Genomic DNA, 14,066 nt, shown 5'->3' with positions numbered 1-14,066 from the left:
CAAAAGATATTTATGTACATTATTAACAAAAAAGCAATATAGGAAATCATAAAAAATATCAATAATAGACTACTTTTAGTTAAAATTATTCAATCAATCACTCTTAATTAACTTAGGTATACTATGCTTAAAAATTACCCAATTCCAAAATTGTGGTCTGGAGCAATTAGAAATCTATCTGTAGCATCCGCACTGCTACTGTGCTCCGCAAACCATTCATTTGCAGAACTTTACAACGCAAATCCTAACAATTCCAATTTAACCACCTCAGAGAAAGTGGCGGTTGATAAAAGAATTACGGGAACAGTAAAAGACGAAACAAACACCGGAATCCCTGGTGTAAGTATTGTTTTGAAAGGTACTCAGCGAGGAACCATCACAAATGGGGACGGAACATACGCTATTGAGGTACCAGAGAGCGGTGCCGTTCTTACTTTTTCTTTAATAGGTTACGGAGCTAAAGAAATATCTGTTGGCAATCAAACAGTAGTCAATGTATCACTTGATCCAGACGATAAAATACTGGATGAAGTAGTAGTAATCGGATACGGTACTTTGAAAAAATCTGATTTAACGGGTTCTGTAAGTTCCGTTAAAGCCGAGCAACTTTTAGAAAGACCTGCTCCTTCTTTAGCACAAGGGCTTTCCGGTAGAATGGCTGGGGTTCAAGTGAGTTCCAACTCTGGAAGGCCAGGAGGAAGAACGCAAATTAGAATTAGAGGTTTTAGCTCTATTAACTCTTCAAACAACCCGCTTTACGTGGTAGACGGAGTCATGCTTCCTCAAGGAAACCAATCTCAGTTTACTTCGGCTATTGACTACATTAACCCAAACGACATCGTCTCTGTAGAAGTATTGAAAGATGCTTCTTCTACAGCCATTTATGGAGCTCGAGGTGCCAATGGTGTTATATTAGTAACGACCAAAAAAGGTAAAGCTGGTGCTAGTCAGGTAACTTACAATGCTGATTTTAGTATGAATACTATTGGGCCAAACAGACCTGAAGTATTAAATGCAGAACAGTATTTGGCTGTTGAAGATTTGGCATGGGCTAACATGGCGAAATACGATCCAAACGGATGGGCAGCAGGAAAATGGGCCTACCTAAATCCAGCTTTACGTCGTACAGACCCAAGAATTTTTGATGCCAATGGCAAACCTAAATATGACACCAACTGGTTAGATGAGAGTTCTCAGAACAGAGTTTCTCAAAACCATCAGTTAGGTTTTAGTGGTGGAAATCAAAAAACGCAACATTCATTCTCTTTAGGATATAGAGACGACCAAGGTTTACTTATTAATTCATACCTAAAAAGATATTCTGCAAGGTTTACAATTGACGATAACGTAAACAGCTGGCTGAAAGTAGGTGGAACATTGAACTACAATAACCAAACAGAAAACGTAGTTGACATTAACGATGCAGTAGCTCGTCAAATCGTAGAAGATTTTCCTTTCCTTCCTGTAAGATACGAAGACGGAACTTTTGCCAATAACAGAGATTATCCGTTTGCTGAAGGAACTATGAGTTCTGTACACAGATCTACAAACAGAAAATATATTATGAATACCCAAACCTCAATAGGTAGTGTTTATTCTAATATCAAATTTATGGAGGGTCTTGAAATGAGAACGGTTTTGGGTGCTAACATTAAAACCCAAGAAATTAACCAATCTCAAACAAGAACTTTGAACATTGGTGCTCAAGGAAACGCTTCTACCTATAACGGAAAAGAAAGCTTCTGGTCTTTAGAAAACTATTTAACTTATACGAAAGACTTCAAGGACATTCACTCGTTCACTGGTCTTTTAGGTTTATCATGGCAAGAAACCAACTTCTTTGACATGAGTGCGAGTGTATCTGGTTTTGCAACAGATTATTTCACGTTCAACAATCTGGGTGCTGGTGCCACTAATCCATCTGTAGGTTCTAGTGCAAATAGAAGTGCTTTTAACTCATACTTCGGTAGATTAAACTATGGTTTAATGAATAAGTACTTGGTTACTTTCACGGGACGTGCTGATGGTTCTTCTAAATTTGGAGCAAACCACAAATTCGCATTCTTCCCTTCTGGAGCATTGGCTTGGCGTGTGTCTGAAGAGGACTTCCTTAAAGGCAATCCCGTAATTTCTAACTTGAAATTAAGAACAAGTTATGGTTTAACGGGTAACTCAGAAATACCGCCATATTCTTCTTTATCTCTTCTTAGCTCAAACTATTCTACGATCTATAACGACACTAGAGTATCTGGAACTGGTATTGCAAGACTAGCTAACCCAGACCTTAAATGGGAGAAAACAGCTCAGACTGACTTCGGTGTAGAATTAGGTTTATTGAATGGTAGAATTAATGTAGAGGCCGACTATTACTACAGAAAAACGACAGACATGCTTTTGGATGCTCCTGTTCCTCAAACGAGTGGTTATGCAACTATTCGTAGAAACGTAGGTTCTATGGAAAACAAAGGGATAGAATTAGGTATCAATACCAATAACCTAAAAGGTGCTCTGGAGTGGACTACTTCGTTCAACATCTCTTTCAACAAGAACAAAGTACTTTCTTTAGCAACGCCTTCAGATATTTTCAACGTAGGTGGACCTAACTTCACTAATCCAACGAACATTATTAGAATTGGAGAGCCAGTTGGTGCTTTCTGGGGTTTAACAAGACTAGGTGTTTGGAGCGAAGCAGAACGTGATGAAGCAGCTCAATTTACCAGCTACAGAAACGGTCTTACCATGCTTCCTGGTGATATTAAATACCTAGACGTCAATGGTGACAAAGCCATTACAGACGCTGACCGTTCTATCATCGGAAACGGAAGTCCTAAAGGATGGGGTGCTCTTACTAACAGTCTTCGTTTTAAAGGCTTTGACTTCTTGTTTGAAACACAATTCATGTTCGGTAATGACGTGATGATGATGAACCTTCACCCAAGTGAAGACCGTCAAGCTCTAGCTAACAGTTATACTTCGGTATTAAATGCTTGGACACCATCAAACCAAAACACGATGATTGCGGAAATCAGAGATACGCGTGCTGGTTATGTAACAAACGTGGATACACAGTGGATTAAAAATGGCTCATTTTTAAGAGGAAAAAATGCCATGCTGGGTTATACTTTCCCATCAGCCACAACCGAAAAATTAAAATTAAGCCGACTTAGGGTTTATAGTTCTGTTCAAAACTTCTTCTTGCTAGTTGAGGATAAGATTGTAGGAGATCCTGAAACAGCTCCTACCAACCAAGGAAATGGCAACAGTGCCTTCTCTCAAGGTATGATCTGGCATAATTATCCTAAGCCTACTACTTACATGTTAGGTTTACAGGTTACATTATAATAACACTCAAAGTATTAAAAGAAAGACAAAATGAAATATTTAATAAAAAACCAATTCGGTAAAATGATACTTAGTGTTATCATTTTATTCAGCACTGCGAGCTGCTCAGATTTTCTGGAAGAGGTAGCTCCATCTAACCTTAGTCCAGACAGCTTCTATCAAATCCCTGACCACGCTGAAGCAGCCTTAGCTTCTGTCTATTCAGACATGCGTTTCATGGGTAATGGAGCTGGTATATTTTCTGCTAACTGGCAACTTTTAGAAGCTTTAACAGGAACAAGCACTACTGAAACAGCTCAAAACTCGGATTTGAACAACCTTTATGGTTTGGTTCACGACGGAAACACGGCACACGTAGTTAACTACTGGAATGGCCTTTACAAAGTAATAGCTCAAGCCAACCAAGTGTTGGATAAAGTCCCAGCTATTACGCCAATGAACGAGGCTCAAAAAACCAAAATTTTAGGCGAAGCTAGCTTTTTGAGAGCTACCGCATATTTCACAGCGGTAAGACTATGGGGAGATGTTCCATTAATCACAAAACCACAGACAGCTGCTTCTGAAAATTTCTTACCAGCAAGAGCTCCGCAAGAAGAGGTTTATGCCCTTATAGAAGCTGACCTTAAGAGAGCCGAAGCTGCAGGCTTATCTTGGATGGATGCCACAGGTAGAGTAAGTTTAGCCGCGGTAAAAGCACAAATGTCGCGGGTTTATTTAACCATGGCAGGGTTTCCATTATCAAAGGGAGCTTCTCACTATCAATTAGCTGCAAATAAAGCTAAAGAGGTAATGGATTACGCCAAAGCTAACCCTACTCAAATAGCTTTGTTTGACACCTACACTCAAGTACATCAAGAAAACTTGAAGAATACAAAGGAGCACCTATTTATGCTTCAGTATAATAATGTGGTAGCTAGTAATCCTATGGATAACATGTACCCTAACTTTAAGCCTGTTACTTATAATGGACCGTCAGGTACGGGTAGTACTGTTCCTACTACGGCCTTTTATAACTCTTACGAGAAAGGAGATTTAAGAGCTAAGAATCAAGAAGGATACTTCTATAACACTTACTTCACTAATGGAAATGGTGCAGAGTTTGACCTAGGAGCGTCTTATATTTTCAAGCACTTCAATAAAACATCTAACGGAACCAAAGGCGTGTCCGGTTCTAGAAACAACAATCTGAATGTTCCACAAATTAGATATGCCGAGGTATTATTAATATTTGCAGAAGCTCAGAACGAACTAGGTAACCCTACACAGGATGCTTATGATGCTTTAAAGAAAATACGAGACAGAGCCACCTTAGCTACTCCGGCCTTAGGAACATACACTCAAGCTTCTTTCAGAGAGGCGGTTTGGAGAGAAAGATGGCATGAACTATGCTATGAGCAAATCACATGGTTTGACATGGTCAGGCTTAGAAAAGCCTATAATGAAAAGACCAATGGTTTTGATAACTTTGTGGGGCATATTAATGGCAGCTCTAACCAAGCCCTTCAAGAAAAACACTTATTGCTTCCACTAGGAAAGCAAGAAATGTTAAATAACACGAATCTTAAACCTCAAAATCCCGGGTATCCTAGCTAGGTCATAGCACATATTTTATTTTATTTAGCTCCTCACTACTTTTGAAGTGAGGAGCTTTTTTATGTAGCAGAGAAGGAATTGAAAACATTTTCTAAAGAAAACATACTACATGCGAACTAATAAAATCGAAAACCGCTTTTGTAAGTGATTACTCACATACTATGAAAAGAATTTTGAAAATGATATTCATCGGAATCACAGTCTTACTGCTTTTGATAGTAGCGGGCACCGTTGTATTTATGAATCTCCATCCAGTTTTTGGAGGGAAACCAACGGAAGCAAAGAGAGAAAACTATCTAAAGTCTAAAAACTATAAAGATGGACTTTTTATAAATGCCATAGAAACCACCATGGAAATGGGAACTTGGGAAGCCCTTAAAATGATTCCCGAATACCTGGACAAAGCAGGAAGAGAACCAAAAGTGAACCTACCAGTTCAAAAAATTGATTCCATAGACATTCAAAAAAGAATAGGCGACTCCACTCGAATTACTTGGTTTGGGCATTCGGCTTTTCTTTTAGAAATCGACGGATTAAAAGTACTCATTGACCCCATGCTTGGTGCTAGTCCATCACCCATTGCTATGATTGGCTCCAAAAGATATAGTAAAGACCTTCCTATCGCGATTGAAAAACTGCCTGAGATAGATTTAGTTATTTTCTCTCATGACCACTACGACCATCTAGACTATGAGTCTGTGTTGAAACTTAAAGACAAGGTCAAACAGTTTTACGTACCCTTAGGCTTAGCCAGTCATTTAGAAAAGTGGGGCGTAGGTTCTGATAAGATAAAAGAGTTAGATTGGTGGCAAGAAGCCGACTTTGAAGGATTAAAACTAGCCTGTACACCAGCCAGACACTTCTCAGGAAGAGGTCTATCAGACAGGTTCACGACTCTCTGGGCGTCATGGGTCATTAAAGGACAATCAGACAACATCTACTTTAGTGGTGACAGTGGTTATGGCCCTCACTTTAAAGAAATAGGTGAAAAATATGGCCCTTTTAATTTCGCCATGATGGAATGTGGGCAGTATAACGAACGCTGGGATAATATCCATATGATGCCCGAAGAAACGGTACAAGCGAGCATAGATATTAAGGCAGAGCAAATGATGCCTATTCACTGGGGGGCATTTACCTTAGCTTTACACCCTTGGCAGGAATCGGTTGAAAGAGCTACAGCAGCTGCTGAAACCGAAAATGTAAAAATGGTATTACCAGAAATTGGCCAAACCATTTCCTTGAGACATGAACCACTACCCAATGATAAGTGGTGGCGTAAATTTTTGTAAATCATAAAAGGCGAGCCCCAAAGCTCGCCTTTTAATTACGTTGTTTTGGGCTTAGTTCCTCCAATAATTTCCTTTATCATCTCTCCTGCCTCTGGAAACTTCTCTTTCAGCATGGCCAAAGTATCAGCAAGCTTATTAGACGCCTCACCTTTTAATGCTTCAAAGTATTCTGGAGCTTTATCTATAGCACCCTCGGCCTCGTCCTTTAATTGTGTTCCCTTGGTCTTTAAGTCCTCCATAAGCTTTTCGCCCTCTTCAGTTTGAAGATACTTATGCATTGCCACTCCAGCAGCCGCTCCCAAAATGAATGTTGCCAAATGTTTTGATGTAACCGACATATTATTATCCTTTTATATTTTTAGAAATTTACCAATAAAGCAGTAAAGAATCCTATTCAAACAGAATTTTAACTTCCTTTTTTAACATCAACAAGGCATTTCGAGTAGGGTCACGCTCTTCGTTAATCACTTTATCAAAAATTTTCTTTGAAAGCTGAATAGCCGAATCGTCTGGCTTAAGTTCCGAAGCCGCTTGATTAACCAGTGATAGCATTTCATTCATGGCACCTTTAACCTCTTCCCAAGCCTCTGCTGATATATAAATTTGCTGAGCCAGATTATGGTAATATTCCTCTCTTATTTCCTTTAAAAGAATAGCCTGAAAATCATTCACATGAACCGCTCTATCAAAAAGCCTTAATAACAAATAATTAGGTGTAATTCGCTCCAAAAAAAGTGTCATACGCTCATAAGCCTGAAGTCTTAACGGTGTTATGGCTTCGTTCGATTTGCTGTTTAGCTCTAACTTCCTAAGATCATATTGCTTATTCAAAAAAGATTTGGCCAATACATACATACCTATCAACAATAAGCCCGCTGGGACCATGATCTTCAACAAATCTTCCATTATTTTCATATCAATTTCTATTCGGTCTAAATTTCCGATAATATTCCTTCCTTCGAAACAATTAATGATTTTTCTTATTAGTAACCTAACCTTAGTGTATTTTATAAATCGCAACAAAACTCCATAAACCGCAAAGTCATTGGCACGGTTTTTTCCCTATCCATTGAAATTAGATAAGCGTTAAACACTTAAATGATCTCTTCCAAAACAAAAAAAATCACGCTACTCGTATTCGCTGCAATAAGCCTTATTGCGGCCTTCTTGAGCAATCGGTTGTTGGAAGAGAACACCCCAAGAGCTTCAGAAAAACATTATGGAGAGGCTGTTCAAAGCAAAGTATTAAAAAGCTTAGAAGCCGCCGACGAAGAACTTACAGAAATTACCGGCTTATTTCAAAAAAGTGATCAAGTAAAATTTGCTGAGTTAAATCTACAGACTGTATTTCCTTACTACATTTTTAGAGACGGTCACTTGATCTATTGGTCAGACCACCGATACATTCCCGATTACGAGTGGATCTCCACTTTTCAAGAAGATGGGCTTCTCGCTAAAAACAATCATATCAATATTGTCAAAAAACAAGTTTTCTATTACCGCAAACAAAAATTAGAAATTGTTTCTCTAATTCCACTCTACCAGAAATTCAGAAACGAAAACGACTATCTTAAGTCTGGCTTTGATAAAAGGATACTTCCTACTAGTCCTTTAACCATTGGAAATGCCCAAAGCAAATTCGACTATCTTAATATTAATGATAAAAACAATCATTTCCTTTTCTCCGTAGTTCCTCCTAGGGCAGAAAACCTGAATTCAACAGAGGTAACAAACCAATCTCTAATATTGACCTTTATAGGCTTATTCCTTTTCGGAATTTTCTTGTTCCTGCACATCAGATTATTATGTTCTACTTCGCAAATAGAATTGGCCGCGTCCTTACTATTGGCATATATCATTACCATTCGTTGGTTCATGCTCGCCAACAGTCTTCCATTTGCAATAAGTGAAGGAGACTTGTTCAACCCCAAGTATTTTGCCTTAAATAAGTTCGCCCCTTCTCTAGGAGATATCATCCTTAACACAAGTTTCCTAGTTGTATTTGTCTCCTTTTTAATTAGCCATTTTAATAAGTCCCAAGCATATTTTAAACTTCAAAGCTCATCTAAGGTCGTTAAAAGTATTTTTTCCGTTCTGGCTGTTATAGTTACTAATTTACTTGGGCGTTTAGCTTTCATACGTCTTTCGTCCATTTATGAAAAATCTTCATACCTCTTAGATTATTCTTTTAGCATAGACTTTAATCATCTCAAATTAGCCGCGATAGTATTTTTCATAATACTAGCGTTTGCATTCTTTTTATCCCTGCACTTCCTAAGTACTTTATTTTTAAGGGTAAACATGAATCAGAAATTCGGGATTTTACATTGGCTTTTGGGCGTTCTGATATCCATATTAATATTACTCTATTTAGGTGAACTATCATGGGTATACATGCTGGTATCCGTATACTTCTTGATTGTATACTATTTTAAACTATCCAGATATCTTCATTCATTTAAGTACAATACTTCCATTTACTTTTTCTTGGGGGCATTTGTCTTCACCTTAATGACCGTTCAAGTTATTAAAACTGAATCTGTCAAGAAAAATGTTTTCGACAAACAGAATTATGGTTTACGTTATTTGGCAGAAAACGACGCTCTTGCAGAAGGTCTTTTAACAAAAGTGATTCAAGGAATTAAAGAAGATTCCAATGTGGTTAAAAGTATAAAAAGGGAATTACTCCCAAAACAAGCCGTAGAAAGTCTGATTAAGCAAAAGCACTTAGATTTATATTTTGATAAATACAATACTGAGATACTCTCTTTTGACAGTAATGGAAACCAACTGGGCATAAAAACGCCCTTACCGAGTCTTTTAGAGCTGGAAGAACAATACAAGAAAAATAAATATAAGACGGATAACCCTAGCATATTCTTCATCAACGAAACAGGAGAGCAGTTTATAAAACAATACGTCGTATTTATACCTTTAAATGGGAATGCAGGTTCAGTGATTTTAGATTTCAAACTAAGAGATGGCTACGCCGAAAGTGTATACCCAGAACTTTTAATGGAAAAAAGGTTTGTCCAGAATCCTGATTCAAAATCTTATAGCTATGCCATATTTAATAAAAAGAATGAGCTCGTTTATACCTATGGAAAATTCAATTATCAAAAATCTATCGACCTAAACATTTTAAATAATCCTGACTTATTTAAGAACGGCATACAAGTCAATGATTTTGAACATTTAGGAGTAAAAGGCCAAAATGGAAGATCAATTATCATTTCTTCGGAAAACAACATCTGGATCTCCCTCCTCTCGGACTTCTCTTTTTTGTATCTCTTTTTGGTACTTATTATCTCTTTTGTTATACTTCTGTATGCCATAAGAATAGGCTTGAGAAAACTAAGAATGAATTTCTCTACCAAAATTCAGATATACCTGAATGCTGCATTCTTACTTCCATTCTTACTTATACTTTTTGCCATAATTGGAGTAATAAGAAGTACCCTGCTTACTATTCAGGGAAATTTCTATTTAGAAAACACTAAAAATATTGGCTCCACAGTAAGACTTCATTTGCAAAATTTAGAAGATGGAAAAAGTAGTGAGGCCTTTTTTAAACAAGAAATTAATAAGCTGGCACAAGACACTAAATCCGACATCAATTTTTTCAATAATGATGGCATATTAACTTTGAGCTCTAGACCACTAATTTATGAATATCATTTACTTTCTGACCGCATAAACCCTCAGGCTTATCAATATATATTGGAAGAGCACGAGAATGAAATCCTTCTGGACGAATCACTCGGCAAGCTAAATTATAAGGCCGTTTATCTAGCCCTTAAAAACAGAGAGAACAAAAGGCTTGGTGTGATAGGTGTTCCATTTTTTGATTCATCTAACACTCTTGAACATCAGTTAGAAGAGGTTTTTACTACTATACTTAGCATTTGCATTGCTCTATTCTTGATTTTGCTTATTCTCTCTTATTTTGCGTCAAACCACCTCACAAATCCATTAAAAATGGTGGCTCAAAAAATTAAGAAAACGAGTTTAAGTAAGCAAAATGAGCCTATTGTTTGGGAAGCACAAGACGAAATTGGGGTATTGACTCAATCTTACAATAATATGCTTAAAATGTTGGAAGATAGTAAAGACGCACTTTCTCAAAGTGAAAAGCAAACGGCTTGGAGAGAAATGGCCAAACAGGTTGCACATGAAATAAAGAACCCATTAACTCCGATGAAGCTCACCATTCAGCAGCTTCAGAGAACTTTACCCTCTCTTGATGAAAAAGCTCAAAAGAGAATAGAAAGGGCATTAGTTTCTTTAACAGAACAGATTGACAATATCTCCGAAATCGCCAATTCTTTCTCTGAGTTCGCAAAAATGCCAGTTCCGAGAAGTGAAGTCTTTGAACTTTCAGGTCTAGTTCAAAAAACCGCCTACCTGTATGCACAAAATAATAAGGTGGACGTTTCCATCGAAACAGAAGAAAAGGAACTTCTTGTAAGAAGCGACCATCAACTGATCAACAGGGTAGTGACCAACCTTATTATTAATGGAATCCAATCTGTACCAACCGATAGAAAAGCAAAAATCAATATCAGAGTTTACAAAAATGATAAAGAGAAATTTGCCATTATTGAGGTAAAAGATAACGGAAGCGGTATCCCAGAAAACGTTAGAAACAAAGTGTTTTTACCAAATTTTAGCACCAAAGTTGGCGGATCAGGACTTGGGCTAGCCATGGCAAAAAGAGGCGTTGAACATAGTGGTGGAAACCTATGGTTTGATACTGAAATCGGTATAGGTACCACTTTTTACGTTGACCTGCCTTTGGCAAGCAGCCTAGGATAACTTTATTCTTCTTCCACCAATTTCACATGACCCCAGTTTTCCCCAGACCTAATTCTGTTTAACTGTGTATGCGTAATACCAAACTGCTTGGCAATCATTTTTAATCTAGACTTGTCAGACTTTAGCATTTTCTTAATCATCATCACCTTTGATTCATTAAGCTTATAATTTTTAGATTTTGCAGGTCTAGGTCTATTAATTACATTTGGGTTTTTTCTGTTGTGTTCTAGCATTTCTTCCTTGGTCACCCAAAGAAGGTTGGAGTAAATGTTGTTTAATTTGTCATAGTCTTTGTGGATTACAAAGCATTTTTCTTCAGAACTTTTCGTTACAAAAAAAGTTGCGACTAGTTTATGAATATAGCGATTAAAAGATTTCCCTTTAGGGAGACGAATGTTGAGTGAACGATATCCTTGAATTACAGATCCTTTCAAAATTTTTCCTTCGGCATCATTTTGAAAACTCCTTAGTCTTCCATAATTAGAGACTTCATAATGTGGTGGATTCTCTAAGTCTGGAACGCTAATTTCAATTCTTTTCCATTGCTCACCGGAGTGGTTGGGCTTGGTCATTTTTTGGGGTTTTATTTTAAATACATTGCTATTTAGCTAAATGATTGATATTGTGAAAATTAAAAATATAAAATTATTTAACGGTAACAATACTACCTAATTAAATGCCATTGAATATAACTATATTACAAATACAGTTTCCTTCATTTGCACATTTAGACGATAAGCTTAAAAAAAGTAACATGCACAATATTAAAATATTTACCTTCTCGCCCTTTAGTGAAAACACTTACGTTCTATGGGACAAAATGGATGAAAATAATGAAGCGGTAATTATTGATCCCGGCTGTCTATCTCAGTCAGAAAAAGAAGAACTAAATGGATATATCCTTAAGGAAGGTTTAAAACCAGTAGCTTTACTGCAAACTCACACTCACCTAGATCATGTATTTGGTAGTGCGTATGTAAAAAGAAAATTTGGCGTAAAAATGTATATGCATAAGTCTGATCTACCTGTGTTATCTGATGTGGAACTAAGATGTAAAACATGGGGAATACCTGGCTATGAACCTGTGGAAGCGGATGAGTTTCTTGAAGAAGGCGATAAATTTGAGTTTGGGAACACCACTTTAGACATTGTTTTTGTTCCTGGCCATGCTCCTGGGCATATTGCATTTATAAATCATAAAGAGCGATATATTATAGGAGGAGACTGTCTTTTTAAAGGAAGTATTGGAAGAACGGATTTCCCCTTATGTAGCACAGAAAAACTAATGAATAGCGTTAAAACAAAGTTCTTTACCCTTCCAGACGATTACGTGGTTTATGCTGGGCATATGGAGCCTACCACCATTGGACATGAAAAATCAACAAACCCTTTTTTTAATTAATGAAGATATTCACACTCCCTAACTTTATTACACTAGGAAATCTCCTTTGTGGAATTTTCGGAATAGTCTTTTTAGCCGATGGAATGATTCACGAGGCTGCCATCCTTATTCTGATAGCATTGCTTTTAGATTTCCTTGACGGCTTTGTAGCCAGATTAACGAATTCCCATTCTGAAATAGGAAAGCAGCTAGACTCTTTGGCTGATATGGTGAGTTTTGGCGTTTTACCAAGCTTAATATTGCTTTATCTTATGCAAGATGCTGGCTATCTAAAATATGTATCGCTACTCCCAGCCCTTTCCTCCGCTTTAAGGCTTGCAAAATTCAATATTGACACAAGGCAAACAAACAGCTTTAGAGGCTTACCTACCCCTGCTAACGCCATGGTGATTGCATCATTTCCCTTCATCATTGATCAAGGGTTCACATTTCTTAATGATATAAGCTTAATAATTATTTTTAGTGTTTATGCTGTTTTTGTGAGCATCATTCTAATCTCAGATGTGCCTATGATTGCATTGAAATTTAAAAACCGTTCATGGGAGACTAATAAAGTAAGATACCTCTTTTTAGTGAGTTGTCTAATCTTATTACTGACGTTTAAGTTTGCAGCTATACCTATGATACTAGTCCTTTATATTGGTCTATCTATTTTCTTCAGTGCCGATGAGTAAACTACCAGGGAAATGAGAACTTACTGAAGTAGGAATATTAGAAGGTTTCTTTCTCTCCAAAAAATTTGCAGTTAATACCTTCCTTGGATAATGCTTTGGAAGCTGCGTTTTATAAACTGTTCTGGCATTTTTAAGCCACAGGTAATGATCTACTGGGGTGGGGTTAAAATCACTGTCTATTTTTAGGAACATTAAATGAAGGTGTGTGTCCGAGCGGTTGGTTTTGGCATTAAAACCTGTCCGTCCAACTTCCGCTATTTTATCTCCTTGCTCCACCAACTGGCCTTCCACCACATAAACCTTACGCTGATGAGCATAATACCACAAGCCACCAGACTTAAAATCATATAGCCAAACGTAGTTTCCGCCACGATAACCACTCTCTTCTTCCCAATCCTGCTCTACGGCAATAACCACTCCTTCATTCACTGCCAAAACATCCACGTAGTCATCATCAATATCATCTTTCTCGTCCTTATTACGGTCATAGATGAAAATATCATGAGCAGGATGGCTTTTGGCTATAGAATGGTCAAAAAGATCGAAATGTCTGCCATAAAAACCTCTGCCTTTACCACCTACAGACCTATAATTTTTTTTCTTCAAAGGAAACACCAAATCCATGTTTAATGAATCATAATCGGGAGAAGGGTATTCCATTTTAATATCTTTTAAAATCCGCTTAAATTCAAGCTCAGCCTGCTTGGGCGTAATTCTCTGCTCTCTTATTTCTACCAGGAGCTCTTTAAAGTTCAAAGGTATTCCATCCATTTTGTCCCTGGACTGCAATTGGCATCCATTGGAAAAAATGGTTAGAACAAAACAGAATAAAAATTGAAAGTTGGGTAACATTAAAAATAAAAGAGGGGTTTAGACAAAGATAAGAAATAGAACAAACATATACAGATATAAACAAAAAGAGCTACCTGTCGGCAGCTCTTTTCAAAA

10 protein-coding genes are annotated in these 14,066 nt (G+C 37.3%); 6 read left to right on the top strand and 4 right to left on the bottom strand.

Annotated features, from left to right (window positions below):
- The first annotated feature begins 123 nt into the window (after positions 1-123).
- The 3 genes from ACSBFT_RS21845 to ACSBFT_RS21835 all read left to right on the top strand — a co-directional run bounded on the left by ACSBFT_RS21845 (position 124) and on the right by ACSBFT_RS21835 (position 6,227).
- Entirely contained in the window at positions 124-3,342 is a 3,219-nt protein-coding gene (locus tag ACSBFT_RS21845) for a SusC/RagA family TonB-linked outer membrane protein (RefSeq protein WP_489602431.1), read from the top strand.
- Between the two features lie 63 nt (positions 3,343-3,405).
- On the top strand, positions 3,406-4,935 hold the full coding sequence (locus ACSBFT_RS21840) for a RagB/SusD family nutrient uptake outer membrane protein (protein ID WP_489604855.1): 1,530 nt from the start codon (positions 3,406-3,408) through the stop codon (positions 4,933-4,935).
- Between the two features lie 161 nt (positions 4,936-5,096).
- Complete coding sequence (locus ACSBFT_RS21835) at positions 5,097-6,227, top strand: MBL fold metallo-hydrolase (RefSeq protein ID WP_489602430.1); 1,131 nt, start codon at positions 5,097-5,099, stop codon at positions 6,225-6,227.
- 35 nt (positions 6,228-6,262) lie between these two features.
- On the opposite strand, the gene ACSBFT_RS21830 is transcribed toward ACSBFT_RS21835, so the two are convergent.
- Positions 6,263-6,565, bottom strand: coding sequence for a YtxH domain-containing protein (locus ACSBFT_RS21830; RefSeq protein WP_463044877.1), 303 nt, complete (start codon positions 6,563-6,565; stop codon positions 6,263-6,265).
- Positions 6,566-6,617: 52 nt separating this feature from the next.
- Positions 6,618-7,142, bottom strand: coding sequence for a DUF7935 family protein (locus ACSBFT_RS21825; protein ID WP_463044878.1), 525 nt, complete (start codon positions 7,140-7,142; stop codon positions 6,618-6,620).
- Between the two features lie 183 nt (positions 7,143-7,325).
- On the opposite strand from ACSBFT_RS21825, the gene ACSBFT_RS21820 reads away from it, so the two are divergent.
- On the top strand, positions 7,326-11,042 hold the full coding sequence (locus tag ACSBFT_RS21820) for an ATP-binding protein (RefSeq protein WP_489602429.1): 3,717 nt from the start codon (positions 7,326-7,328) through the stop codon (positions 11,040-11,042).
- Positions 11,043-11,044: 2 nt separating this feature from the next.
- Here ACSBFT_RS21820 and ACSBFT_RS21815 read toward each other — a convergent pair whose 3' ends face one another.
- A complete protein-coding gene (locus ACSBFT_RS21815; RefSeq protein WP_463044880.1) occupies positions 11,045-11,614 on the bottom strand; it encodes an NUMOD4 domain-containing protein in 570 nt (189 codons plus the stop codon).
- A gap of 182 nt (positions 11,615-11,796) precedes the next feature.
- On the opposite strand from ACSBFT_RS21815, the gene ACSBFT_RS21810 reads away from it, so the two are divergent.
- The gene (locus ACSBFT_RS21810) at positions 11,797-12,444 is read left to right on the top strand and encodes an MBL fold metallo-hydrolase (protein WP_463044901.1); all 648 of its coding nucleotides are present in this window, start codon (positions 11,797-11,799) and stop codon (positions 12,442-12,444) included.
- Positions 12,444-13,118 (top strand): CDP-diacylglycerol--serine O-phosphatidyltransferase, encoded by a 675-nt coding sequence (gene pssA / locus ACSBFT_RS21805; protein ID WP_463044881.1) that lies wholly within the window; start codon positions 12,444-12,446, stop codon positions 13,116-13,118. The genes ACSBFT_RS21810 and pssA overlap by 1 nt, the downstream gene beginning before the upstream one ends.
- On the opposite strand, the gene ACSBFT_RS21800 is transcribed toward pssA, so the two are convergent.
- A complete protein-coding gene (locus ACSBFT_RS21800; RefSeq protein ID WP_463044882.1) occupies positions 13,089-13,889 on the bottom strand; it encodes a M23 family metallopeptidase in 801 nt (266 codons plus the stop codon). The two genes, pssA and ACSBFT_RS21800, sit on opposite strands and share 30 nt — an antisense overlap.
- Between the last annotated feature and the right edge of the window lie 177 nt (positions 13,890-14,066).

Source organism: Arcticibacterium sp. SM2516 (genome assembly GCF_057914865.1).
This window is presented reverse-complemented; position numbering and strand designations above follow the sequence as displayed.